This is a genomic window from Meiothermus rufus DSM 22234 (assembly GCF_000423425.1).
Lineage (GTDB): Bacteria > Deinococcota > Deinococci > Deinococcales > Thermaceae > Meiothermus > Meiothermus rufus.
Genome location: NZ_AUHY01000042.1, coordinates 1 through 24,930 on the forward strand (window position 1 = coordinate 1; position 24,930 = coordinate 24,930).

The window sequence follows — 24,930 nt, forward strand, 5'->3', positions numbered from 1 at the left end:
GAGCGCCTCGAGCCCGACCTGGTGCTCTCCGACCTGCACCAGCTGCAACATGCCCGGGCTCTACACAACATGGCTCTGGCTACCGCCGACTCCACGCTTTTCCCCTACGAGGCTTTCTGGGATTGTCTGGAGATACTAAAACCGTTGGCCCGCGAGGTTTTTGGCTACGGTTCGGTGATGGGGGAGCCCGAGCTGCGGGTAGCCCTCTCTGAGCTGCTGAGCCAGCGGGGTATTGAAGCTGACCCCCAGGAGGTGCTGGTCACGGTGGGGGGACTACAAGGGTTGGCTTTGGTCTGCCGGGCCCTGGCCGAACCGGGTGAGGAGGTGCTTTTGGAGGAGCCTACCTACCTGGGTTTACTGGGTATCCTCAAGCAGTTCCGCCTGAAACCCCTGCCGGTGCCCCTGGATGGGGCAGGCCCCCAGGTAGAGGTGCTGGAGGCCCTTCTAAAGCGTTGTAAACCACGCTTTTATTACACCATTCCCAGCTACCACAACCCCACCGGCTTGCGCTTCCAGGAGGAGCGGCTCAGGGCGCTGCTCGCGCTGGCCCAGACCCATGGCTTCACGCTGGTCGAGGACGACACCCTGGGCCTTCTGAGCTACGAAAACGTCCCGCCTACCCCGCTTTACGCGCTGGCCCAGCAATTGGGGGCAAAGGCCCCGGTGGTGCACCTGGCCAGTCTTTCCAAGGTGCTGATGCCGGGCCTGCGGATTGGCTATCTGGTGGCCCCGCCTGCTCTGCTTGAGCGCTTCACCGCTTTGCACAACGTCTCGGATATCACCGGCCCCCCACCCTTGTTGCAGCGGGCCACCGCCCAGTTCATCCGGCAAGGCGGCCTCAAGCAGCATCTGCGCCAGGTGCTGCCCATCTACCAGAAACGGCGTGATGGGCTGCTGCACGCCTTGCATCGGTACATGCCCGACGGGGTGAAGTGGAGCAAGCCGGAAGGCGGCTTTTCCTGCTGGGTCAGCCTGCCCCGGCTTTTCTCGGCCCTCGAGCTGCATCACCAGGCCCTGGCCCATGGTCTGGTCATCACCCCAGGGGAGGCCTTTCTTGCTCAAGCCGATGCCCAGATGCACTTCCGGCTATGTTTTGGGGCGCAGAACCTCGAGGGCCTCGAGGAGGGGGTGAGAACGCTGGCCCATCTGATCAGGAGGCGTATTTCGTAGGCGCTGAGGTTCTTGAAAGGGAGGAGTGGTGTGGACAACAAACCTAAAGAGGTGCGAGGCGCACGCTACATCGAGGTAGATGATACCTATTTGGAAAAGCGGCAGCTGCGCAAGAGCGCCGGCTGGGTGCTCTTGTGGGGTTTGGGGGTTGGCGCGGTTATCTCGGGCGACTTCTTCGGCTGGAACTTCGGCCTAGCCGCAGGGGGCTTTGGCGGGCTTTTGCTGGCGACCCTCGTCGTGGCGGTGCTGTATGTGACCATGGTGCTCTCCATCGCCGAGCTTTCCACCGCCCTGCCCCACGCGGGGGGGTTCTACTCGTTTACCCGCAGCGCTTTTGGTCCCAACTGGGCTTTCCTAAACGGGGTCACCGACCTGATCGAGTACGTGATCACCCCCGCGGTGATCGTGGTGGGCATCGCCGGGTACATGAACGCCCTGATTCCAGGGGTGCCCTCCTGGGTCTGGTGGGCGGTGTTCTACACCGTTTTCGTGGGCATCAACATCCGGGGTACGGCCCTTACCCTGCGGGTTTCCTTGATCGTGACCCTGCTGGCCCTGGGCGTGCTGGTGGTGTTCTACCTGGCCGCAGCCTTCTCGGGGGCCTTTAGCTGGGACAAGGTTTTCAACATCGAACCCCAACCGGGCGGCTCGAGCTTCCTGCCGATGGGCTGGTATGGCGTATTTGCCGCCCTGCCCTTCGCCATCTGGTTTTACCTGGCCATTGAGCAGCTGCCCCTGGCCGCTGAGGAGGCGCACGACGTGGTGCGCGACATGCCTCGAGCCCTGATTCTGGGCATCGCCACCCTGCTGGTGCTCTCGGTGCTGACCCTGATCCTGAACACCGGGGTGGCCGGGGCTAAGGAGGTAGGGGCCTCGGGGGCACCCCTGGAGCTGGGTTTCAAGGCCGTGTTCGGCGATGCCGCGACCAGCACCATCCTGACCCTGATCGCCATCACCGGTCTGGTGGCCAGCTTCCACGCCATCATCTACGCCTATGGCCGGCTGATCTTCGCCCTTTCGCGGGCCGGTTATCTGCCCACCGGCCTTTCGGTGGTGAGTCAGTACCACACCCCGCACTACGCCCTGACCCTGGGGGCGGTGGTGGGCTTTTTGCTCTGCGTGCTGATCAGCGTTTTTTCCGAAAGCGTAGGGGCTGCGCTGCTGAACATGGCGGTCTTTGGTGCGGTGATCTCGTATGCCATGGTGATGTTTGCCTACATCCGCCTGGCCCATAGCCGTCCCGACCTGCCCCGGCCCTACCGCAGTCCGCTGGGGGTACCGGGGGCCTGGGTGGGGGCCATCTTAGCCCTGGTCTGTCTGGCTGCTACCTTTGCGGTGGAGAGCTACCGTCCGGGCGTGGTGGGCACGGCGGTCTTCGTGGTGCTGATGATGGCCTACTACTGGTTCTACAGCCGCTTCCGTCTGGTGGCTAAAGCCCCCGAGGAAGAGGCCGCGCTGATCGCCGAGGCCCAGCGGGAGATTCGCTAGGTGGGGTTTTGTGGGGTGCTGTCCCACCCCAGCAGGGTGGGGTGGGGCTGCATCCCACAGCCGGTCCAGGCCAAGCAAAAAAGCGAGGATTGAAAGCGATGCGTGAAGATGCGGCAACAAAGCTGAACTGGCTGGCCCAGCAGGTAAGCCAAGGCGAGATTGAAACCGTCCTGGTGGGCTTTCCAGACCACTACGGGCGGCTGATGGGCAAGCGCTTCGAGGCGGAGTACTTCGTGGAGCAGGTGGCCCAGCAGGGCACCCACGGCTGCGATTATCTGCTCACCACCGATATGGAAATGGAACCGGTGCAGGGCTACCGCTTTGCCAACTGGGAGCTGGGCTACGGCGACTTTCACCTGGTGCCCGACCTGGCGACCCTGCGCCCTGCCACCTGGCTGGAGAAGAGCGCGGTGGTGCTGTGCGACCTCGAGGACGAGCGCACCCACCGCCCGGTGGAGGTGGCCCCCCGCACCCTCCTGCAGAGGCAGCTCGAGCGGGCCCGTGCCCTGGGTTACACCGTGATGGCGGCCTCGGAGCTGGAGTACTACCTCTACCGGCAGTCCTACCGCGAGGCCTTTGAGCAGGGCTATGCCGGGTTGAAACCGGTCGGCCACTACCTGGAGGACTACCACCTCTTGCAGGGCACCCGCGAGGAACCCTTCACCGCAGCGGTACGGCGGCACCTGAAGGCCTCGGGTATCCCGGTAGAAAACTCCAAAGGGGAGTGGGGCCTGGGGCAGCACGAGGTCAATCTGCGCTACGCCGAAGCCTTAGAGATGGCAGACCGGCACGTTCTTTTCAAGCAGTGCCTCAAAGAGATCGCCGACGCTATGGGCCTGGCTGTAACCTTCATGGCCAAGCCCCACCACGGGCAGGCCGGCTCCTCCTGTCACATCCACCTCTCGCTCTGGAAGGACGGGCAGAACGCCTTTGTAGGCGAGGAAAGCTACGGCCCGGTGCAGGCCTCGAGGGTCTTCGGGCAGTTCCTGGCTGGCTGGATTGCCTACCTCCCCGACCTGATGCCGTTCTACGCTCCCACCGTCAACGCCTACAAGCGCTACGAGGACGGTTCCTGGGCGCCAACCCGGCTGGCCTGGAGCTACGACAACCGCACCGCCGGCTTCCGGGTGGTGGGGCGGGGGGCCTCGCTGCGCATCGAGTGCCGCATCGGGGGGGCCGACCTCAACCCCTACCTGGCCCTGGCCGCCGCCCTGGCCTCCGGGCTGGCTGGCCTGGAGCAGAACCTCACCCCGCCCCCCATCTTCCAGGGCGACATCTACCAGGCCCGCCACCTGCCCCGCGTCCCCTACACCCTGGGCGAGGCTGCGGAGGAGTTCGCCCGGAGTACCTTTGCCAAAGAGGCCCTGGGCCAGGCCGCCCACGAGCACTACACCCACTTTTTCTACAGCGAGTGGCAGGCCTTCAACCGGGCCGTAACCGACTGGGAACGCAAGCGTTATTTCGAGCGGATATGAGGGAGGAATGGCATGCAACTTGCCGATAAGGTAGCCCTGATTACTGGTGCGGCCAGCGGGATCGGCCTCGAGGCAGCCCTGCTATTTGCCCGCGAGGGGGCCCGGGTGGTGGCGGTGGATATCTCCGAGAAAGGCCAGAAGACCGTGGCGGCCATCCAGCAGGCTGGTGGCCAGGCCCACTTCGTACAGGCCGATGTCTCTCGCGCCGAGGATGCCGAGCGCATGGTGGCCGAAGCCGAGCGGGTTTTTGGTCGGCTGGACATCCTCTTCAACAACGCAGGTATCTCTCACGCCGCCGACGACGACGCCATCCACACCAGCGAGGCGGTGTGGGACCTGACCTTTGCAGTCAACGTGAAGGGGGTCTTCCTGGGCTGCAAGTACGGCATTCCGGCCCTGCGGCGGGCCGGGGGGGGCAGTATCATCAATACCGCCTCCTTTGTAGCCTTTCTGGGGGCTGCCACCCCCCAACTGGCCTACACCGCCAGCAAGGGGGCGGTTCTCTCCATGACCCGGGAGCTGGCCGTCATTCATGCTCGGGAGAACATAAGGGTCAACGCCCTGTGCCCTGGGCCTTTGCAGACGGAGCTATTGATGAAATACCTGGACACCCCAGAAAAGCGCCAGCGCCGGCTGGTACACATCCCTATGGGCCGCTTTGGTCAGGCTGGGGAGATTGCCCAGGCAGCGTTGTTCCTGGCCAGCCCGGCTTCCTCCTTCATGACGGGGGCTGCGCTGCTTGTCGATGGCGGCATCACCGCGGCTTACGTGACGCCGGAGTAGCCATGAAGCTTCAACAGACCATCAGCCCGGTGGACGGGCGGGTATACGCTGAGCGGGTGCTGGCCGGACCGGCGGAGCTCGAGCAGGCCCTGAGCCGGGCCACGAAAGCCCAGAAGGCCTGGGCCCGAACCCCCCTGGAACAACGAATGGCCATAGTGAACCGGATGGTGGAGACCCTGCTGGGAGCGGTGGATGCGGTAGCCGAGGAACTCACCTGGCAGATGGGCCGTCCCATCCGCTACAGCCCCAAGGAGATTCAAGGCGGCTTTGCTGAACGGGCCCGTTACATGACCCGAATTGCCCCCATAGCCCTCCAGGACATTCCCACCGAGACGATACCCGGCTTCACCCGCTTTATTCGGCGGGAGCCGCTGGGCGTGGTGCTGGTGCTGGCGCCTTGGAACTACCCTTACCTGACCTCGGTCAACACCATCGTGCCGGCTATTTTGGCGGGTAATGCGGTTTTGCTCAAGCATTCGGCCCAGACCCCCCTGGTCGCCGAGCGCTATGCCTGGGCTTTTCAGGAGGCCGGCCTGCCCGAGGGGGTATTCCAGTACCTGCATATGGATCACCAGCTCACCGCCCAGGCCATCGCCGACCCACGGGTGGCCTTCGTGGCCTTTACCGGCTCGGTGGCTGGAGGGCAGGCGGTGGAACGTGCGGCTGCCGGGCATTTCAAGGGGGTAGCCCTCGAGCTTGGCGGTAAGGACCCTGCCTACGTGCGGCCCGATGCCGACCTGGAATATAGCGTGGTCAACCTGGTGGACGGGGCCATGTTCAACTCCGGCCAGTCCTGCTGTGGGGTGGAGCGCATCTACGTACACGAGAGCATCTACGAACCCTTCGTGGAGGCTTTTGTGGCCGAGACCCTCAAGCTACACCTGGGGAACCCCCTCGACCCCCAGACCACCCTAGGCCCCATGGTGCGCACCGAGGCGGCCGAGTTTGTGCGGGGCCAGATCGCCGAGGCGGTGGCCCAGGGTGCCCAGGCCCTTATCGACCCCAAGCGCTTTCCTGCCGAATGCCCCGGCACCCCCTACCTGGCCCCCCAGGTGCTGGTGAACGTCAACCACCAGATGCGGGTGATGATGGAGGAAAGCTTCGGGCCGGTGGTGGGCCTGATGCCGGTGAAAAACGACGAGGAAGCCCTGGTCCTGATGAACGACTCTCCCTACGGTCTTACCGCCTCCATCTGGAGTCGCGACGAGGGGGCCGCGGCCCGGCTGGGGGAGGCTCTCGAGACCGGTACAGTCTTCCTCAACCGCTGCGACTATCTGGACCCAGCCCTAGCCTGGACTGGGGTCAAAGCCTCAGGACGGGGCTGCTCCCTTTCCATTCTGGGTTACGAGCAGCTTACTCGTCCCAAGTCGTATCATCTGCGTATGCTATGAGGCTGGCGGTTTTGGTTTGTGACGAGCCTCCTTTGGGCCTGGAGGGGCTGGCGGGCGATTACCCGGCCATGTTCGAGCGACTGCTGGGCCTGCCCCTCACCCCCTTCGACGTGCGGGCCGGCCACTATCCCGCCCGGGTGGCGGACTTTGCAGGCTACCTGATCACCGGCTCCCGAGCCTCGGTCTACGACCCCTTACCCTGGATTCCTCCCCTGGAAGACTTTGTGCGGTCGGTAGTCACCTCAAAGAGCAGGCTGGTGGGCATCTGCTTTGGCCATCAAATGATCGGTCAGGCCCTGGGAGGGCGGGTGGAGCGCTGGCCTGGGGGCTGGGGGGTGGGGGTTCACTGCTTTTCGATCGACCGAACCATGCCCTGGATGGCCCCTCCTCTGGCTGAGGTCCGGCTCATCCTTTCCTGCCAGGATCAGATCACCCAGTTGCCCCCTGGAGCGGTGGTGCTGGGAGGCAGCGCCTTCAGCCCGCATGCCCTCATCCAAGTGGGCCCCAATGTACTGGGCTTGCAGCCCCACCCTGAGTTTTCCAAAGCCTTTGCTGAAGCCCTGCTGGAAATGCGGCGCGAGCAGGTAGGGGTTCAGCGTTACGCCGAGGCCAAGGCCAGTTTTGCGCTGGAGCCTTCGTCTAAGGAGGTGGCGGGCTGGATTCGCAATTTTCTCTCTACCGCTCCTTCCTGAGGCAGCACCCTCCCTTCGATGCGCTGGAGGAGGCCGACTGGGCGGGGCTAGAGGAAGAGTTGCGTCTTTACCGTTTTGAGCCGGGGGCAGTGATTCTTTCCCCAGCCCAGCCCGAAGCTGGGGGACTGTATGTGGTCTACCGGGGAATGGTGCGCCTCGAGCAGGACGGGCAGGAGGTGGCCTGGCTCGAGCCTGGCGAGGCCTTCGGCTACCCTTCTTTACTGGGTCAACAGCCGCCCAGCCTTACTGTGCGGGCCGAGGGGCAGGTCGAGTGTCTCTGCCTGCCCCCCGAGGCCTTTCGCCGCCTTTTGCAACGTCCGGCCTTTGCCCTGTTTTTTAGCGCCCGCTTGGTGGAGCGGCTGCGCCTATTGCGTCCAGCGGTGGTCTCGCTGCCCGACCTAGCTCAGCCAGCAGGCGAGGTGGCTGAACCGGTCGTCTGGCTCGAGGCCACCGCCAGCGTGGCCCAGGCGGCCCGCCAGATGCGCGAGCGCGGAGTCAGCGCGGTTTTATTGGAGGCCAGGGACAGCCTGGCCATCCTCACCGACCGCGACCTGCGCAACCGGGTGCTGGCCGAGGAACTCTCCCCGCATACCCCAGCCCTGACCGTGGCCAGCGCGCCGGCCAGGAGCCTACCCGCCACCACCCCGCTGTACGAGGCCTTGGCCTTTATGGAACAGCTGGGCATTCACCATCTGCCCCTTACCCGAGAAAACCGGGTGGTGGGCCTTCTCACCGACCGGGTCTTCCTGCGCCGCTGGCTACAAACCCCGATGGCCCTATTGCGCCGGCTCGAGCAGGAAGGCGACCTGAGCCTGTTGGAGGCGTACCGGGAACGGCAGGAGGAGGTTGTGCGGCAGATGCTGGCTGCTGGGTTTGCTGTCCAAGCCATCACCCGCCAGGTCAGCCTTCTGAACGATGCCCTCACCCGCAGTCTGCTACGCCGGGCCGAGGCCCATCTGGGTTCCCCACCCGGGCCCTACGCCTGGCTGGCCCTGGGGTCGGAAGGACGCGCCGAGCAAGCCCTGCTCACCGATCAGGACAATGCCCTGGTCTACCAGGATTCTGCCGCACAGGGCTATTTCAAAGCCCTGGCCCAGCAGGTGGTAGAGGGCCTTTTACAAGCAGGCTTTCCCTCGAGCCCTTACAGAACTATCTGCGCCGAGCAGGGAAAGACCGCCCTTTCCTGACCGCCTTGGCCCGCTCGGCTTTGGTCTGGACACCCCCGTTGGGCCTGCTGGGCCGTATTCACTGGGAGGACGGTCGGGTCAACCTCAAGAAGGGGGGTATAGCGGCCATTGTGGGGCTGGCCCGGGTTTATGCCCTCGAGGCCGGCAGCCTGGCCCGCCCTACCCTCGAGCGCCTGCGGGCTGCCACCCAGGCCCGGCTTCTTCCCCCGGGAGAAGCCGAGGATTTGAGCGAGGCTTTTTTGTTTTTGAGCCAGCTCCGGCTCCGCCACCAGCTCACTGCCCTGCTGCGCAACCAGACTCTTAGCAACCGTGTGGCCCAAGCAGCCCTTTCCCCGCGAGAACAGCAGATGCTCAGACAGGTATTCCTCCTGATACGTCGGGCCCAACACAACCTGGCTGCCCGATTTCGCCTGCAGGCGTAGTGAAGGGGGTAGGGGGCGTTACATTGTTCGTAACAAAAAATGATAATCTTGTAACACCATGCCAGTAGAAGCCATGGGTCTGCTGCTTTTTCTGGTTACGGCTTGCCTGGTTTTCCTCCCCATCTGGTTGGCTCGAGCCTTGGGTGAGCGCCGCCAGCAGCGTGAGCTACAAGCCCTCGAGCGCATGTACCGCTTCGCCCGCAAGCACAACACCTTCGTGCGCAACCACCAAGGGGTGCGCTATGTGGTGGTCTTGGGCAAGCAAGGTTTCCACTACATGCTGTGGGGCCAGATGGTGAGCCGGCAGAGGTTGCTCAAAGCCCTGGGAGAAGAACACGAGCGGGTGCTTTTGAAGGCCGAGAGCGAGGAGAGCCAGCACGGCCCTACCCTAATCAGCATAACGGTGCCGGCCTGAACCCTACGGGTGCGTGTTAAAGCCCATGTCGAAGTGAAGCAGCCACCACTGGTGCTGTGCAGGGTTATATTCCAGGACGGCATAGCCCAGATCAGCGAAGGCAAAGTGGGTTCCATGCCCGTTGATAAGGGGTGGAATACCTAGCATGGTTCGTAGGGCTGCGTTGAGGATGCCGCCGTGGGCGACTACCAGATACCGACCAGGGCCTCGATTCACCAGCTTTTGCACGGCTATGGCAGCCCGGCTGTAGGCCTCCCACTGGCTTTCGCCTGTGCCGCCGAAGGGCTCATATGGTCCGCGGAAGGCGGGTCGGGGGAAGCGTTTTTCCGCCTCCTCAAAGCTGAGCCCAGCTAACTGGCCGTTGTCTAGCTCTATCCAGCTGGCCTCCAGTTCAAGCGGTGCGCCTAGGCCTTGGCTCATGACCTCCGCCACGGCTCTGGCGCGGATGAGTGGGCTGGAGATAATGTAGTCAAACCCCAGGCCCGAGGCTTTGAAGCCCTCCAGGCGTCTTTGGGCCTGTTGGTATCCCAAAGGAGTAAGCGGTGCATCGTAGCGGCCTTCATGGACTCTCTCATCGTCGGCTCTCGAGCGCCCGTGGCGCAGCAGGGTGATTTGAAGCATGTGCCAGATTCTACACTCCACGTTGTGGCGTTGTCGTTTGTTATAGGATTGAGAGCGTGAAAATAGGCGTGATGGCAATTCAAGGCGATTTTCGTGAGCACAAGGCCATGCTCGAGGCCTTGGGGGTGGAGGCTCTCGAGGTGCGTTTGCCGCGCGACCTCGAGGGGTTGTCGGGGCTGATTGTGCCGGGGGGGGAGTCCACCACCATTGGTATGCTAGCCCGAGAATACGGCCTCGAGGCCGCCGTGCGCCAGCGGGTAGAGGAGGGATCGTTGGCGGTGTGGGGCACCTGCGCAGGGGCTATCTGGTTGGCCAAGGATATCCCCGAGTTCCCTGACCAGCCTCGCCTAGGTACGCTGGATATCGCGGTACAGCGCAACGCCTATGGCCGTCAGGTGGATAGCTTTGAAGAGGACTTGCAGATCGAAGGCTTGGATACGCCTTTTCACGCGTTTTTTATCCGGGCCCCGGTGATCTTGCGGGTGGGGAAAGAGGTAGAAGTGCTGGCACGGCATCAGGACGAGACGGTGCTGGTGCGGTCGGGTAACCAGCTGGCCAGTACTTTTCACCCCGAGCTTACCCAGGATAAGCGGTTGCATGAGTACTTTTTGCGTATGGCGAATGGGCTGGGCGAGTAGAAGATTTTTTTCACGTGCTAGATAAATCGTGAAAATAATCACTTATACGCTCCGGCACCCCCGCCCATAAAATGGGAAACCCATGGCAGGATTAGAAAATCGCAAAGCCCGCCACGACTACGAAATCCTCGAGACCCTCGAGGCCGGTCTGGTGCTGCGGGGAACCGAGGTTAAGTCGGTACGGGCGGGCCAGGTGGATTTTACCGGTACCTTCGCCCGCTTCCAGGATGGCGAGCTTTTCTTAGAAAACCTCTACATTGCCCCTTACGAAAAAGGGGGGTACACCAACCACGACCCCCGCCGACCTCGCAAACTTTTACTGCACCGCCACGAGTTGAGCAAGCTCAGAGGCCGGGTGGAGCAGAAAGGGCTGACCTTGGTACCCCTCAAGCTTTACTTTAACGAGCGGGGCAAGGCCAAACTGTTGCTGGCCTTGGCTCGAGGCAAGCGTTACCACCAAAAGCGAGCCGACGACAAACGGCGGGCTATCCAGCGCGAGCTAGAAAACTGGTAAATCAGCTTGCGCTTCTAATCCAGTATAAGTAAAACAGTAGGGATTGGACTTTGCATGCGCCGAACATTCCTTGCCCTGCTTCTACTCTTTGGCCTAGGGCTAGGCCAGTACGAAAGCCGCCTGTGGGTGGGTTCGCAGGAGGGCCAAGCCATCTACCCCGCTGAAGGCGCAGTGGCCTATGGCTCGGCCCGGTTCATCGCCGATGGGCTGGGGCTGGGCTACGTAGAAGCCTCGGGGCGGCTTTACCTCAGCCTGGGCAGCCGGGTAGCCGCATTCAACATTAGCGACCAAGGCGCCCAAGCCGTACAGTCGTTGTATGCCTACCGTTTCCAGGGGGAGCTTTGGGTGCCAGTGCGAGAGCTGGCCCGCAGCCTGGACCTCTACTACCGCAGCGATTACGGGGCCCCCGTCCTGGCCCTGCGCCCGGCCCGACTGCTGGGTGTGGAACGGGTGGTGGCCGGAGGCGTAGAGCGTTTCGTTTTGCGCTTTGACCGCGACGTCCAAGCGCGGCTGCTGGCTAACAACCCACCCCGCTTGGCTCTGATTGGCGTGAGCCAGACCCCCGACCTACCGCCAAGTGGGGCTATCAGCTTTAGCCAGGAGGCCTGGGGTACGGAGGTCTATCTTCCCCAAGGGAACGACCCCCCGCGCCTGCTATTTTTGCCACAGCAGGTCATTGTGGAGCGGGGGAGTTTTGCCCGCAGGCCCAGGGTGGTGCTTGATGCAGGGCATGGGGGTAGCGACAGTGGTGTGGTAGTGGGAAACCTGCGGGAAAAAGACCTGGTGTTGAGCCTGGCCCAACGGGTGCAGCGGTTATTGCAGGCCCAAGGCCTCGAGGTCATGCTGACCCGCGACGCCGACCGCGAGGTGCCCCTGCTGGCCCGGGCCCAGTACGCCAGCTCGGCCCAGGTCTTCCTTAGCCTGCACGCTGCCGCCGGTAGCCAGATTCGCATCTACAGCCATCCGGAAATTCAAACCCTGCGCCTCTTGGAGAAAGGGCGTGAGCTTTTAGCCCGTACCCCAGCCAACCGGCGGGCGCTGCTGGAGCACTTTGTGGCCCCAGCCGGCTCGGCAGCCCGACTGGCCCAGGCCTTGGCTACAGGCTTGGCCGGTGCGGGCCTGGTGGCTACCCCTAGCCAGGAGGCCATGTACGTGCTATCCCTGGCAGGGGGGGCTGCTGTGCTGGTAGAGTTGGGCTTCGAACAGCTTCGCACCCCACAGGGGCGGGAGCAGGTGGCCACGGTGCTGGCCCAAGCCGTGCTGAGCCATCTGGGAGGTGTACGGCCATGAGGGGTTTTTTGAGTTGGATCAACCTGCTGGGCTTCTTGGTTTTACTGCTGGCCGGGGTTGCGCTGTGGCTGGTACAGCAGCATGAGGAAGGTACTAAGCCGCTCAATCTACCCTCCGACTTGGAAATCCGGGGCCAGCGCACCATCAAGCTCTACTTCGCCAACAGCACCGGCGATGGTCTGGTGGTGGAGGAACGCAATGTCCAGCTAACCGAGGGGGAGTATGTGCTGGGCCGGGTACTGCAGGAGCTAGTGCGGGGGCCTCAGGTGCCGGGGGCTGCCCCTTTGGTTCCGGCAGGAACACCTGCCCCTACGGTCTTCCTGCGAGAGGGTACCGCCTTGGTCGATTTACCCGCAGCCTACAGGCGTTTGGGTTACGGCACGGCAGGGGAAATGGCCCTGATTTACGGTATCGCCAACACCCTGCTGGAATTCAAAGAAATTCAGCAAGTGAAGTTCCTGCTGGAGGGGCAGGAGGTCGAAAGCCTAGGGCACCTTTCGCTCTTAGACCCCTTCCGCCGGCCAAGTCCTTAGCCCACCTAAACGCATGAAAATCGAACGTTTGATTCTGCAAGGCTTTAAATCCTTCGGCGAGCGCACCAGCCTCGAGTTCGGGCCAGGCATCTGGGGCATTGTAGGCCCTAACGGCTCGGGCAAGAGCAACCTGGTGGAGGCCTTGCGCTGGGTGGTGGGGGCCCGGGCGCGCGAGCTGCGCGGCGAGGAAGCCCTTTCCCTGCTGTTCCATGGCTCGGAGGGCAAGGCCCCGCTGGGGTTTGCCGAGGTGAGCCTCGAGCTAGGTGGGCGTGGGCGCCGTATCCAGATCAGTCGCCGCCTTGATCGCGATGGCTTCAGTGAGGTGCGTTTGGATGGGGCGCGCAGCAGCCTACGCCAGATCGAACAGGCCCTTCTAGGTACCGGCCTTTCCCGCAGCGGGTACGCCATTGTGGGCCAAGGAGAGGTGGGACAGATTTTACAAGCCGGGCCAGAGGTGCTGCTGGCCTACCTGGAGGAGGCCGCCGGTCTGCGGGCTGTGGCCCAGGCCAGCCAGGTGGCCCACCAGCGCTTGGAACAGGCTACCCTCGAGCTAGAGCAACGAACCCAGGAGTTGCGCGAACGCCAAAGCGTAGCCGAGGAAAAAGCCCAACAGGCCGAGCTAGCCCAACGGGCTACCGCTTTGGCTGGGCGCAGCCTAGCCCTGCGGAAAAGCCTTCTGCAGGCCCGCATCCGCGAAGCTGCCCAGGAAGCCCGGGCGGCCCAGGAGAAAGCCCAGCACCTCGAGCAGGAACAAAACCAAGCCCGGATGCGCCTAGAAGCGCTGGAAAAGGAAAAAGCCCTGGCTATGGAGGCGCTCGAGGCGGCCCAGAACACCTACAGCGAGGCTTTGCGCCGGGCAGAGGAACTCAAGGGTGAGCTGCGCCTAACAGAACAAGAACGAGGTGCCCTGGAAGGGTTGCTGCGCCGATTGAGCACCGAGCTGGCCGAGGTTGCTGAGCGCCACGCCCGGCTAAAAGCCCTACCCGAGCCCACCCCACCGGGCCAACCCGAGCCCGAGGCCGAGGCCCTGGGGCGCTACGAGCAGCGCTTGCATGAGCTGCAAAGCACCTTGCAACTCAAGGAAAGGCAAGCGCAGGCGCAGCAACAAGCCTACGAACGCTATCTGCAAGCCCAGGCCACCTACCAGGCACAAAAACGCGCTTTTGAGGAGGCTCAGGCGCAAAAAGCTACCCTCGAGGCTGAGGCTTCGCACCTCGAGCAGGCCCTTTCAGCCCTGGAAGAAAAGCTGGCCGCAGCCCGGCAGCGCCAACGTGAGCTACGCGCAGCGTTAGATGCCCTGGTGAGGGAGGAAGGACAGCGCCGCAGCGAAGCCCAGGCTGCGTCGGCGGAAGCCCGGCGCCTCGAGGCTTTCCTGCGGGCGGGCTCCGATCTGGCAGAGGGCCCCAAAAAAGTCCGCGATTCCGGCATCCCGGGCCTGATTGGGGTAGTGGCCGACCTGATCCGGGTGCCCTCGGGATTAGAACTGGCCCTCGAGGTGGCCCTGGGTGGCCGCATGCAATGGGTGCTCACCCAGGACGAGCCAGCGGCTCAGGCTGCGGTGGCCTATTTGAAGCAACATGGTGGGCGGGCCACCTTCCTGCCCCGAACCCTTCTAAGGCGGGCCGAGCGTTCCTTTAGCCAAAGCGGTCAGCCCGGCGTGGTGGGCCTGGCCCGCCACCTGGTAGAACTACCTGCCTGCCCCGAGGCCCTGCCCACCCTGTTGGGCGAGACCCTGGTGATGGAGAGCCTAGAAGCCGCCCTGGCCCTTTGGCGAACAAGTAAAAATCCTCCCAGGATGGTCACCTTGGAGGGTGAGCTGCTGGAGCACAGCGGGGCTATTACCGGTGGGCGTATCCAGCGCGGTGGACAGATGCTGGCCCTGCGGCGCCGCTACCAGGAGGCCCAGGCCGAGGCCGAACGCCTAGAGGCCGAGGCCCAGGCCTTGCAAGCCCGTACACAGGCCCTTAAGACCGCCTTAGCTGAGCTGGGCCTGGCTGAGCTGGAGCGCCAACAGACCCAGCTTTCCTTCGAGTTAAAAGCCCTGCAAGGCAGCCTGGCCCGCTTTCAGGCCCTGACCCAGCCCGAGGCCCCCTCCCCGGTGGCGCCCCCTCAGCCTGAGAGGTTGGAGGCCCTGCGCCAGGAACGCGAAGCCCTGAGGGAGGCGCTCGCCCGGGCGCGCGAGCTTGGGGCAAGCTGGCAGCGTTACCACGAAAACCTAGAGCGCTACCAGGAGGCTCAAGCACAGGCCAAGGCCCTCGAGCTTCGCCAACAACAGCTAAAGCGCGAGCAAAGCGAACTGGAAAAGCGCCTGGTGGCCCTCCAGACCCGCCGGGCTGAACTCGAGCAGGCCCGCCAGGCCCTGAACCTAGCGGATTTGGAAGGGCGCCTCCAAACGATCCGGGGCCGTACCCGGGCGTTGGCCGAGGAGGAAACCCGCCTGCTGGCTCGTACCAACGCTATTCTCGCCGACCTCGAGGCGTTGCACCTGACCCGGGCCCGCCGCGAGGCTGCCATCGAGACCCTGGAACAAGAGCTGGCCAGCCTGCCGCCGGGGCCACCGGCTCGCGAAGAGGGCCCCTCACGTAGCCTGGCCCGCACCCTGGCCGAGGTTGAGGCTGCTTTGGAGGCTCTGGGCCCGGTCAACCACCTGGCCGAACAGGAGTATGCCCTACTGGCCGCCGAGGTGCGCAAGCTCGAGCAGGCCCTGAAAGAATCGGAGCAGGTCGTACGCCGCCTTGAGGCCGAGCTGCAGCGGGTAGAGGCCGAGTACCAAGAGCGCCTGCAGGAAGTCTATGGGGTCTTCAAGGAAAGGTTCGCCCACTACGCCCACGCCTTGCTCGAGGCCGAGGCTGGACTAAAGCGTACCCCGGCTGGCCTCGAGCTGGTACTAAAGCCAGCAGGCAAGCGAACCATTCACCTGAACCTCCTTTCCATGGGCGAGCGCACCATGGGCGCGCTGGCCTTTTTGTTTGCCCTTTCAGGGCTTGGGCAGAGCAGCTCGGGCCTACCCATTGCCGTGCTGGACGAGGTGGATGCCCCCTTGGATGAAGCGAATATCCAACGCTTTTGCCGCTTTTTGCAGCACTTTAGGGGTCAGACCCAGTTCATTCTGGTCACCCACCAAAAGCGCACTATGGAGGCCTGCGATGGCCTCTACGGTGTGACCACCGAACGGGGGCTCAGCCGGGTGTACAGCATCAAACAGGAAAAGGCGCTCACCTGAGGCCCTACCCTCCCAGTGGCCCCTCGAACAGGCTGTGCAGTTGCAGGGGCTCGAGCTCCTTCTGCTCCCCGCTTTCCAGGTGTTTTAGCGTGATTACCCCTTTGGCCCGCTCGCCTTCGCCCAAAAACCCCACGTACTTGGCCCCTTTCTTTAGGGCTTCCTCCAGGGCCTTGCGGGGGCTTTTAGGAGTGTAGCCCATCTCTACCGAGACCTTGGGGCGTAGCTGTTCGGCCAGGGCTAAGGCCTCTATCTTGGCGGCCTCGTCCAGGGGGGCCAGGTAAAGGATAGGGGAGGGATCAGGGGGGACAGCCACCCCTTCTTCCTTGAGGGCAATGGCCACCCGCTCGACCCCGATGCCGAAGCCCACTCCCGGCACCCGTGGCCCCCCCAGCATCTCCGAAAGCCCGTCGTAGCGCCCCCCACCCCCCAGGGCCGACTTGGCCCCGATGCGGGCGTGGTGCACCTCCCAGGCGGTGCGCACGTAGTAGTCCAGCCCGCGCACGATGCTGGGGTCCACGCGGTAGGGCACCCCCAGCCAATCCAAGTAGGCGCAAACCTGCTGGTGGAAGGCTTGCGCCGCCGGGCCTAAAAAATCGAGCATGGGCTTGAGCTTGAGCTCGACCAGAATGGCCTGGTCGGTCTCGCTTTTGGAGTCCAGGATGCGCATGGGGTTGGTCTCCAGGCGGGCCTGGGAATCGGGCGAGAGCCTGTCGGCAAAGGGGCTGAGCTGTTCGCGCAGGTACTGGTTGTAGCGGGTGCGGTCCTCGGGGTCACCCACCGAGCCCAGCTTGACCTCGAGCTGCTTCAGGCCCAGGGTCTTGTAAATCCGCACCATCAGGGCAATGGCCTCGGCATCCAGGAGGGGGTCGGCCAGGCCTAAAGCCTCGTAGTCGATCTGGTGGAACTGCTTGTAGCGCCCCTTTTGCTGCCGCTCGCCACGGAAGATAGGGCCCCAGGTGAACAGTCGCACCGGTTGGGGCCAGACCTTCATGCCGTGCTCGTTGTAGGCCCGCACAATGGCCGCCGTGGGCTCGGGGCGCAGGGCCAGAAGCCGCCCACCGCGGTCTTCCAGCACGTACATTTCCTTTTTGACCACAATGTCGGAGGTCAGGCCCACCCCTTTTTGGAAGACCTCGAGGTACTCGAAGATGGGGGTGTGGATCATCTGGGCCCCCGCCCCGCGCAACACCTCTTCCGCGGTCTTTAGGATGTAGCGGAAGACCGGCTCTTGAAAGGGATACTCCTTGGCCTGGGCGAAGATGTCGTTGGTTCCGGGAACGGCCTTCAACATAAGGGTTATTCTAAGGGCTTTTCCACCCCTTTCTTTTTGCCGGCCTTGCCAAAAGGCGTAACGCCTTTCCTGGTCAAATGCACCACAAAGGCTTTCTAAGGCAACCAATATTTTTCGCATGAGATATATTGCCTTTGTAACGCTATTTGTAACGATGGCTCTAGCTTTGTCTCCGCTGGCCCAGGCGCAGAGGGCCAACCTTCCGCCCGATGTACCCGCCGACCACTGGACCGCCCAGGCCGTGGAACAGGTGGTGGCACGGGGCTGGCTGCAGGGCTACCCCGGCGGTGGCTTCCGGGGCGAGGTTCCACTGGATCGCTACCAGTTGGCCACAACCCTGGCCCGGGTGCTGGCCGACAGCCCCCTGCCGGTGCGGGAAGCTGAGGTGCGCTTCCTCGACGTTAAACCCAATCACTGGGCCCTGCCCGGTATCCGGCGGATGGTGGGGGAGGGGTTGGTGCAGGGCTTCCCCGACCAGACTTACCGCGGCCAGTCGCTGCTGACCCGCTACCAGCTTGCGGTGGTACTAGACAAGCTGACGCAGAGCCTGGGGGTGGCGGCCCCAGCCCGGTTGGTACGGCCTGGCGACCTCCCCACCCCTCACTGGGCCGAGGCCGCGGTGCTGCGGGTGGTGGGCCTGGACATCATGCCTTTGGGCTCGGACGGCCAGTTCCGCGGTAGCGAGGCGGTGAGCCGCTACCAGATGGCCCGCTCGCTGTGGCGCATAGCCCAGCTTATGCCCGGCCAGGTGGCTTCGGCCCCTCAGCCGGGTGCCCAACCAGCCGAAGTGGCCCCCCTCACCCAGGTGAGCCAGGTGGAGCCGGTCGCCAGCAAGGCATCGGCAGTGGCCGAGGGTACACCGCTAGGCCGCATCAGCCGGGTGGAGCTGCCCCCGGCCTGGGCCGAGCTGACCCTCGAGCAGGCCCTGGTACACCTGGGGCAGGCCCAACGGGCCGGTTGGGCCTGGGCCACCCTGCGGCACCAAGGCGAGGCGGCCATCGCCCTGCTGCAAATGGGGGAGAACGCGGTGCTGGAGGCTTTCTACCCACTACCTGGGGTGGCTGTGGCCAGCGAGGGCTGGGCCTGGCTCGAGGGCGGGCAGCGTCTGCTCTACCTGGATGCCAAAACCCGCCAAACCCGGCTCTACGGCCCCATCGGCCAAAGCGGGGTTCGCCAGGCCCTACCCCCGCCCTTTGCTGCTGGGGTAGAGCAGGGCCTGTTGGGTGGGGTGGCCCTAGACGAAAGCCGCAACTACCTGGCCCTGATCAACGGGCGGCCCCTCTGCCTGCCCAACTGCCAGGCAGCCGAGTCCTCGGCGGTGCTCCGGCTGGTGCTGCTGGGGCTCAACCCCGATGGCCTCTTCGCCGAGTACGCCTATCTGCTGGATGCCCCCAAAAACCGGGTGGTCGGCCTGGCCTGGCCCAAGCCGCGCCTACTGTTGGTGCACGAGTACGACGGCCAGAAAAGCCGTATCTACAGCGCGGATCTGAACCAGGCCGACGACCTGGCCTTCAGCGAGTGGGATACCCTCGAGGCTGCCCTCGAGCACCGGCCCCAGGTCAAGCCCCCGGCGTTGGTGGGTGACCACATGGGTTAACTTTTTGTGAGAGGCTGACTAGGAAATTTCCCTTTAGGTTTATAAACGAACTTTTTGTTATAGTGGGCGTGTGAGCTCCCTGGTTCCCCTGGCTAACTGGCACAACCCCAGCAAGCGCCGCCTTGAGGCCATCCGCGCTGCCCATGAGCGCGATGAGGCCGCCTTGCTCGAGCTTCACCAAGCTTACCTGCTGCTCAAGAGCCGCAAGCGGGCGGCTACCAGCCCGAAGACCCTCGAGCTGTACCAGGTGGCCGTGCGCGACTACCTGGCCTGGGCCTGGCCACCAGAGTCGCCGGGACCACGGGTGGAAATTCTCAAGGCCACCGGCGACGACCTCGACCGCTGGATTGCTGAGCTGCAAACCCAAGGAAGCCACCTAAGGCCGGATGCTTTTGCCCTAAGGCCCGGCAGCATCGCGACGTATCTGGCGGCGGTACGCTCCTTTTACCGGGCCTTGGCCTGGGCTGGGGCCAGCCAGGTACCGCAGAGCCACGCCCCGCGCGACCCCACACCGGCCCACGAGCGTCGACCGGCCCTGCCCCTTGAGTTGTATCGTCGGTTGCTGGCCTACCTCGAGTCTTCCGAACCGGCCCACCGCCGCGATCGGCTGGCCGTGCGCCTAATGGGTGAAGCGGGGTTGCGTATAAGTGAGGTAGTTCACTTGAAGTTGCAGGACTGGCATCCCGCCGAACGCCTGCTCGAGGTGCGGGGTAAGGGCGGCAAGTTGCGCAGTGTACCCTTGAGCAAGTCATTGACCGAGGAGCTCGAGGCCTGGCTCCAACTCCGGCTAGCCCATGTCAAGGCGGGCGAAAACCACGTTTTTGTAAACCTGGGAGGGCGCAAGGGCCACGGGCGGGGCATGAGCGAGAAAGCCCTGCGGGAAAGCCTCAACCACCACTACCGCACCCTGGGCTTCCCGTCCCGCTACTATGGGGCCCATATGCTGCGGCACACTGCCGGTACGCGCTTCTACAAGGCCAGCCGTGACCTGCACGCCACCGCCCGCCTTCTGGGCCACGCCAACGTGAATACCAGTGCCATCTACGCCAAGATGGACCTAGAAGGCCTGTTTGCGGTGGTAGATCGGCTCGAGGAAGCGTAGGGAGCTAAACTGGAGGCATGAACCGCGCCCTCGACTGGCTGATGCTGGCGGGCTACGACCTCGAGCTAGCCCATCTGGCCGCAGGTGCGGGTCGCCACCAGTGGGCCTGCTTTGCCGCACAACAGGCCGCGGAGAAAGCCGTCAAGGCCGTCCTAAGCCTTGGCCAAGAAGCCTGGGGCCATCTGGTAGCCCGTTTGCTGGCTGAGCTGCCCATGGAAGTCCCCCCCTGCTGGTGGAAAAAGCCCGCAGCCTGGATGCCTTTTACATCCCCACGCTACCCTGAGGGGCCTCCCGCCGAACACTACGGCCCCTTGCAAAGCCAGGAGGCGCTGCGCTAGGCCAGTGAGATCGTTACATTCGCCCGTACTCGGGTGGCCCGCTCGAGCTGAAAGCAGCCCAGGCTTGGGCTGTCTTGCTTCAGGTGCCAGGCTTGCTACGGGTAGGGGTGTTTGGCTCCTACGCCCGAGGCGATGCCGGCGTAGGCAGCGACCTTGACCTGGTGGTGCTGCTTCGGGATAGCCCCCTCCCCTTTTACCGACGTGCTGCCGGTCTGCCCACCGAACAACTGCCGGTACTCGCTGAGGTGCTGGTATATACCCAGGCCGAGTGGCCGCACTTGCCTGCGCAGAGCCCTCGCTTGGCCCAGGTATTGAGTACAGAGACTCTAGTGATAATATTCACGATTATACTTTGCTCGTGAAAAACTTCTTTGATTGATTATCCGAGCCGATGGGGTATGCTAAAGCCCATGCGTCGTACGCTCTATTGCGGACTCCTCCGCGAAGAACACATTGGCAAAACCGTGGTTTTAGAAGGCTGGGTCAACCGCAGGCGCGACCTAGGCGGGCTGATCTTTATCGACCTACGGGACCGGGAAGGCCTCGTACAGGTTGTGGTAGGGCCAGAATGCCCCTGCTTTGCCGAGGCTGATCGGCTGCGCTCGGAATGGGTTGTCCGTGTCGAGGGAAAGGTGCGGGCCCGCCCTAGCGCGCAGGTCAACCGGCGAATCGAAACCGGTGCGGTTGAGGTGGAAGCCACCCATCTCGAGGTCTTAGCCGAGGCCAAGACCCCCCCCTTCCCCATCGACGCGGGCTGGCGCGGCGAGGAAGAACCCCACGTGAGCGAGGACGTGCGCCTCAAACATCGGGTGGTAGACCTGCGGCGCCGCAAGCTGCACCACAATCTACGCCTAAGGCACAAGGTAGTGGCGGCCATATACCGTTTTCTTGACCAGGAAGGCTTCCTCAGCATCGAGACCCCCTACCTGACCCGCTCCACCCCTGAGGGGGCGCGGGACTTCCTAGTACCCTCGAGGCTCGAGCCGGGCCACTTCTACGCCCTGCCGCAGTCGCCCCAGCTCTTCAAGCAGATGCTCATGGTGGCTGGCTACGACCGCTATTTCCAGATTGCCCGCTGTTTCCGCGATGAAGACCTGCGGGCCGACCGCCAGCCCGACTTTACCCAGCTCGACCTGGAGATGTCCTTTGTTAGCCAGGAGGATATTCTAAAGCTCAACGAGCGGCTGGCTGCTTACGTGCTGCACGAGGCCCTAGGGGTGGAGGTGGCCCTCCCCTTCCCCCGCCTTTCCTATGCTGAGGCCATGAACCGCTACGGTTCGGACAAACCCGACCTGCGCTTTGGCCTCGAGCTTCAAGAGGTCACCGAGGTATTCAAAGGCGGCACGTTCCGCGCCTTCGCCAACGCCGAGACGGTCAAGGCCTTGGTGGTACCGCAGCCCCTTTCGCGCAAGGAGATCGAGGGCTTAGAGGCCATCGCCAAAACCAAAGGGGCCGCAGGCCTGGCCTGGGCCCGCATGGAAAACGGGATTCTTTCAGGCGGTATTGCCCGCTTTATTCCGCCTAGCCTTTTGGAAAAGGTGGCGGTATCGGAGGGGCAGACCCTGTTGTTCGTGGCCGGCCCCTGGCGCAAAACGGTGGAGAGCCTGGGGGCGGTGCGGCTCGAGCTGGGCCGGAAGCTGGGTCTTATTCAGCCAGGTTTCCGCTTCCTCTGGGTGGTGGACTTCCCCTTGCTGGAGTGGGACGAGGAAAACCAACGCTGGACCTATATGCATCACCCCTTCACCAGCCCCAACCTGGAAGACCTACCCTTGCTGGAAACCCAGCCCGAGCAGGTGCGGGCCTACGCCTATGATTTTGTGCTCAACGGCAGCGAAATTGGGGGGGGTTCCATCCGTATCCATCGGCGCGACCTACAGGAACGCGTTTTCGCCCTACTAGGGATTGGCGCGGAAGAGGCCCAGGAAAAATTCGGCTTTTTGCTCGAGGCCCTGGCCTACGGGGCTCCTCCCCACGGGGGCATCGCCTGGGGTCTGGATCGCTTTGTGGCCCATCTGGCCGGGGAAGAGTCCATACGAGAGGTTATCGCCTTCCCCAAAAACAAAGAGGGCAAAGAGCCCCTAACCGGGGCCCCCGCCCCAGTCGAGGAGGCCCAGCTAGCTGTACTGGGCCTGGCCCTGCGGGAAAAGTAAAGTTGGAGAAGCTATGCCACAACCCCATCGCGTTCCCTACCTGCTGGTGGATGCCTTCACCACCACCCCGGGCGGAGGCAACCGGGTAGCCCTGGTGCTGGATGCTTCCCGCCTGGCTCACGAACAGATGCACCAGGTGGCCACCCAGCTAGGCCAGTCCCAGGCCGCTTTCATAACCGGGTGGGATGGGCCGGGGTTTGAGGTGCGCTTCTTTGCCGCGGGTGGGGAGGTAACCTTCAGCGGCCATGCTGCAGTGGCCCTGGCCCACGCTCTGGCCCGGGAGGGCCAGCTTCCAGGGGAAAAGTTCTACCTGCGCACCCTAGGTGGGACACTCCAGGTCCAGCGCGAAACCGGGCAGGTTTGGGTAGAGACCCCCACACCCCGCTTCCGCGACCCCCCCCCTTGGCAGGCGTTGCAGGCGTTCATCGAGGCCTTAGGAGCCAACGAGCGCTATTTACACCGGGGGCTGCCCTACGGCATAGCCTATTCTGGGCTTTGGACCCTTTTTATGCCTATGGTGGCACCTGGTCTGATTGATGCCCTCGAGCCAGAGATGGAGCCACTGGCCGAGCTTTCGCAGAAGCTCGAGGTGGCCACCATCCACACCTACGCCCCCTACGGCCCCCGCCGCTTCTACGCCCGCACCTTTGCCCCCGCCCTGGGCATCCCCGAAGACCCGGTCACCGGCTCACCCAACGCGGCTTTAGGGGCCCTGCTGGCCCGGGCTGGGGTGGTGCCTCGTTGGGAGGAGGCCATCCACCTGACCATCACCCAAGGCCACCGCATGGGCGGGCCGGGCCTGGTGGAGGTGCGGGTGGAGTACGGCCCCGCAGGCAACATCCTGGGCGTCTACCTAGGTGGGGCCGCCGTGGTAGCGGAAAGCGGGGTGTTGACCCTGTGAGCGAGAATATCCGCCTGGTGCTCATCGATGTGGACGGCACCCTGTTCGGCCCCCAGGGGGTGCCCCAGTGTGCCTGGGAGGCTGCCGAGCAGGCCCGGGCCGCCGGCCTGCACCTCAGCATCTGCACCGGCCGACCAGGGCGGGGCTTTGCCCTGGAGTACGCCCGTCGGCTCGACCCCCAAGGGCTGCATATCTTCGAGTCGGGGGCCGTGGTGCTGGCAGGGAGCGGCCAGGTCGCACGAACCCAAGCCCTTTCCTCCGAGATTTACCAAAAACTGCTTTGGCTCAGCCGAAGACACCAGGTGCCCTTCGAGGTCTACACCGCCCAGGGAGGGTTCTACCGCGAAAGCGACCACCCCGACCTGCGGATGCACGAGGAGATGCTGGGCTTTCCTGCCGAGGTCTGTGACCTAAGCGGGGTCGGTGGCCCCGTCGTACGGGTACAGTTCGTAGCCCGCCCCTCCCCCGGCTGGGCCGCGGTGCGGGCTGCCATCCATGGCCTGCCTGGCCTCGAGCTCCACCAGGCCACCAGCCCTGGTATGCCTGGGGTGGGGTTTTACTCGGTGACGGCAGCCGGTGTCTCTAAGCGGGCTGCCGCTGCGTGGGTGGCCCAGCAGATGGGGCTAACCCTGCAAAACTGCGCTATGGTTGGCGATGGAGAAAACGACCTCGAGCTAATCCGGGCGGCCGGACTAGGCATCGCCATGGGCAACGCCCCGGATTTGGTCAAACAAGCGGCGGCTCGGGTGGTAGGGCGGGTGGAGGAATGCGGCCTGGCCGAGGCTCTCGAGCTGGCAGTGCGCAAGTGAATATCTTCACGATTATATTCGCTGGTGAAATTTTTCTTTGACCCCCGGGATATTCTTCCCTACCCACCGGCTTCATCGAATGCCACCATCAACTTATGGTTGGCCTGCGCAACCGGCAGTTGGGCCTGTTGGTCGGCCTGATGTTTACCCCTTTTGCCTTGCAGCTTATAGGCTGGGCCGGTACACCCTTAGGCGGAGGGCCTTGTGGGGTCATCGGCAGCGAACGGCTGCTGTTGGAACAACCCCAGGCCTTTTTTTATGCCCAGGTCATGCTGTGGGGCATCGCCTTGCTGATGACCACCGGCTTCTTCCTCCTTATGCTGGGCTTCATGCACCAGGGGCATATCCCCAAATCGCAGGCCAGCCCTTTCCTGCGGCTGGGGCTGGGCATAGCTAGCTTTACTGCCCTGGTCTATATCCTGACCCGGACCTGGGGCCTACCCGCCCCCAGCCCGGTAGGCTGGCTGCTGAGTGGGGCGGAAGCCACCGATGCGATTGGGCTGTTGGTGCTGCTGGTGCTGTTGGTGCAAATCGGGCTAAGCCTCCACTGGCTGGCCCAAAGCCTGAACCCGGACAAACACATGTGAGACTCTAAGCTGGGATAAAAAGAGGGGAACCAACCAAGAAAGGAGGTTCCCCAGGTGCAGTTTACCACCGTTGGCCGAGAGATATGGCAAGGCGCTAGACAAGCACAGAGGCTGGCCGAGGCCAAAGCAGGCGACCCAGAGGTCAAGGAACGTCTGCGCAAGCTCCGACTGGTCAAAGCCCTGCGTGAAAGTAAAAAGAGCTGGAAGGAGATCCAGGACCTGGTCGGGATCAGCCGGGCCACCTACCACCGCTGGAAAAAAGCCCTAAAAGAAAAGGGCCTGGCCGGACTCAAACCCCGCTCCCGCCGCCCTA

The 24,930-nt window shown here is 63.7% G+C and carries 24 protein-coding genes and 1 pseudogene; 23 read left to right on the plus strand and 2 right to left on the minus strand.

Annotation, left to right across the window (positions count from 1 at the left end):
- From G552_RS15075 to G552_RS0108900, 9 genes are all read left to right on the plus strand, one after another.
- A partial coding sequence (locus G552_RS15075; protein ID WP_036270536.1) for an aminotransferase-like domain-containing protein occupies nucleotides 1–1,170 on the plus strand: 1,170 nt, incomplete at its 5' end.
- 30 nt (nucleotides 1,171–1,200) lie between these two features.
- Nucleotides 1,201–2,658, plus strand: coding sequence for an ethanolamine permease (gene eat, locus G552_RS0108870; RefSeq protein ID WP_027882722.1), 1,458 nt, complete (start codon nucleotides 1,201–1,203; stop codon nucleotides 2,656–2,658).
- A 98-nt stretch (nucleotides 2,659–2,756) separates the two neighbouring features.
- Complete coding sequence (locus G552_RS0108875) at nucleotides 2,757–4,133, plus strand: glutamine synthetase family protein (protein WP_027882723.1); 1,377 nt, start codon at nucleotides 2,757–2,759, stop codon at nucleotides 4,131–4,133.
- 12 nt (nucleotides 4,134–4,145) lie between these two features.
- Nucleotides 4,146–4,916, plus strand: a complete 771-nt coding sequence (locus tag G552_RS0108880; protein WP_027882724.1) for a glucose 1-dehydrogenase — start codon at nucleotides 4,146–4,148, stop codon at nucleotides 4,914–4,916.
- Nucleotides 4,917–4,918: 2 nt separating this feature from the next.
- The gene (locus tag G552_RS0108885) at nucleotides 4,919–6,307 is read left to right on the plus strand and encodes an aldehyde dehydrogenase family protein (RefSeq protein WP_027882725.1); all 1,389 of its coding nucleotides are present in this window, start codon (nucleotides 4,919–4,921) and stop codon (nucleotides 6,305–6,307) included.
- Nucleotides 6,304–6,999 (plus strand): glutamine amidotransferase-related protein, encoded by a 696-nt coding sequence (locus tag G552_RS0108890; protein WP_027882726.1) that lies wholly within the window; start codon nucleotides 6,304–6,306, stop codon nucleotides 6,997–6,999. The genes G552_RS0108885 and G552_RS0108890 overlap by 4 nt, the downstream gene beginning before the upstream one ends.
- Before the next feature lie 59 nt (nucleotides 7,000–7,058).
- On the plus strand, nucleotides 7,059–8,186 hold the full coding sequence (locus tag G552_RS15080) for a DUF294 nucleotidyltransferase-like domain-containing protein (protein WP_245575161.1): 1,128 nt from the start codon (nucleotides 7,059–7,061) through the stop codon (nucleotides 8,184–8,186).
- 5 nt (nucleotides 8,187–8,191) lie between these two features.
- Complete coding sequence (locus G552_RS16765) at nucleotides 8,192–8,608, plus strand: putative nucleotidyltransferase substrate binding domain-containing protein (protein WP_245575162.1); 417 nt, start codon at nucleotides 8,192–8,194, stop codon at nucleotides 8,606–8,608.
- Nucleotides 8,609–8,666: 58 nt separating this feature from the next.
- On the plus strand, nucleotides 8,667–9,023 hold the full coding sequence (locus G552_RS0108900) for a hypothetical protein (RefSeq protein WP_027882727.1): 357 nt from the start codon (nucleotides 8,667–8,669) through the stop codon (nucleotides 9,021–9,023).
- A 3-nt stretch (nucleotides 9,024–9,026) separates the two neighbouring features.
- On the opposite strand, the gene G552_RS0108905 is transcribed toward G552_RS0108900, so the two are convergent.
- The gene (locus G552_RS0108905; protein ID WP_027882728.1) at nucleotides 9,027–9,644 is read right to left on the minus strand and encodes a histidine phosphatase family protein; all 618 of its coding nucleotides are present in this window, start codon (nucleotides 9,642–9,644) and stop codon (nucleotides 9,027–9,029) included.
- Between the two features lie 71 nt (nucleotides 9,645–9,715).
- On the opposite strand from G552_RS0108905, the gene pdxT reads away from it, so the two are divergent.
- The 5 genes from pdxT to G552_RS0108930 all read left to right on the plus strand — a co-directional run bounded on the left by pdxT (nucleotide 9,716) and on the right by G552_RS0108930 (nucleotide 15,842).
- Nucleotides 9,716–10,282 (plus strand): pyridoxal 5'-phosphate synthase glutaminase subunit PdxT, encoded by a 567-nt coding sequence (gene pdxT, locus G552_RS0108910; protein WP_027882729.1) that lies wholly within the window; start codon nucleotides 9,716–9,718, stop codon nucleotides 10,280–10,282.
- A gap of 82 nt (nucleotides 10,283–10,364) precedes the next feature.
- The gene (gene smpB / locus G552_RS0108915; protein ID WP_027882730.1) at nucleotides 10,365–10,796 is read left to right on the plus strand and encodes an SsrA-binding protein SmpB; all 432 of its coding nucleotides are present in this window, start codon (nucleotides 10,365–10,367) and stop codon (nucleotides 10,794–10,796) included.
- A 54-nt stretch (nucleotides 10,797–10,850) separates the two neighbouring features.
- Nucleotides 10,851–12,086 carry an N-acetylmuramoyl-L-alanine amidase gene (locus G552_RS0108920; protein ID WP_027882731.1) on the plus strand — a complete coding sequence of 412 codons (1,236 nt, stop codon included), beginning with the start codon at nucleotides 10,851–10,853 and terminating at the stop codon, nucleotides 12,084–12,086.
- 8 nt (nucleotides 12,087–12,094) lie between these two features.
- A complete protein-coding gene (locus tag G552_RS0108925) occupies nucleotides 12,095–12,619 on the plus strand; it encodes a GerMN domain-containing protein (protein WP_245575163.1) in 525 nt (174 codons plus the stop codon).
- Between the two features lie 13 nt (nucleotides 12,620–12,632).
- Complete coding sequence (locus tag G552_RS0108930) at nucleotides 12,633–15,842, plus strand: AAA family ATPase (protein WP_027882733.1); 3,210 nt, start codon at nucleotides 12,633–12,635, stop codon at nucleotides 15,840–15,842.
- A gap of 4 nt (nucleotides 15,843–15,846) precedes the next feature.
- Here G552_RS0108930 and hisS read toward each other — a convergent pair whose 3' ends face one another.
- Nucleotides 15,847–17,133, minus strand: coding sequence for a histidine--tRNA ligase (gene hisS, locus G552_RS0108935; protein ID WP_027882734.1), 1,287 nt, complete (start codon nucleotides 17,131–17,133; stop codon nucleotides 15,847–15,849).
- A 154-nt stretch (nucleotides 17,134–17,287) separates the two neighbouring features.
- Between hisS and G552_RS15085 the strand changes: the two genes are divergently transcribed.
- From G552_RS15085 to G552_RS15105, 9 genes and pseudogenes are all read left to right on the plus strand, one after another.
- On the plus strand, nucleotides 17,288–18,730 hold the full coding sequence (locus G552_RS15085; RefSeq protein WP_051195758.1) for an S-layer homology domain-containing protein: 1,443 nt from the start codon (nucleotides 17,288–17,290) through the stop codon (nucleotides 18,728–18,730).
- Nucleotides 18,731–18,800: 70 nt separating this feature from the next.
- Complete coding sequence (locus G552_RS0108950) at nucleotides 18,801–19,832, plus strand: tyrosine-type recombinase/integrase (RefSeq protein WP_027882735.1); 1,032 nt, start codon at nucleotides 18,801–18,803, stop codon at nucleotides 19,830–19,832.
- 17 nt (nucleotides 19,833–19,849) lie between these two features.
- Nucleotides 19,850–20,170 (plus strand): annotated as a pseudogene (locus G552_RS15090) (HEPN domain-containing protein).
- 107 nt (nucleotides 20,171–20,277) lie between these two features.
- Nucleotides 20,278–20,532, plus strand: coding sequence for a nucleotidyltransferase domain-containing protein (locus G552_RS15095; protein WP_245575164.1), 255 nt, complete (start codon nucleotides 20,278–20,280; stop codon nucleotides 20,530–20,532).
- A gap of 48 nt (nucleotides 20,533–20,580) precedes the next feature.
- Complete coding sequence (gene aspS / locus G552_RS0108965; protein WP_027882736.1) at nucleotides 20,581–22,320, plus strand: aspartate--tRNA ligase; 1,740 nt, start codon at nucleotides 20,581–20,583, stop codon at nucleotides 22,318–22,320.
- 13 nt (nucleotides 22,321–22,333) lie between these two features.
- Entirely contained in the window at nucleotides 22,334–23,221 is an 888-nt protein-coding gene (locus G552_RS0108970) for a PhzF family phenazine biosynthesis protein (RefSeq protein ID WP_027882737.1), read from the plus strand.
- Nucleotides 23,218–24,030 (plus strand): HAD family hydrolase, encoded by an 813-nt coding sequence (locus G552_RS0108975; protein WP_027882738.1) that lies wholly within the window; start codon nucleotides 23,218–23,220, stop codon nucleotides 24,028–24,030. Before G552_RS0108970 ends, G552_RS0108975 begins: the two co-directional genes overlap by 4 nt.
- A 95-nt stretch (nucleotides 24,031–24,125) precedes the next feature.
- Nucleotides 24,126–24,617: a hypothetical protein gene (locus G552_RS15100; RefSeq protein ID WP_051195759.1), complete on the plus strand. Its 492-nt coding sequence runs from the start codon at nucleotides 24,126–24,128 to the stop codon at nucleotides 24,615–24,617.
- Between the two features lie 54 nt (nucleotides 24,618–24,671).
- Nucleotides 24,672–24,930: helix-turn-helix domain-containing protein (locus G552_RS15105; RefSeq protein ID WP_156890713.1), on the plus strand; the 259-nt coding region annotated here is incomplete at its 3' end.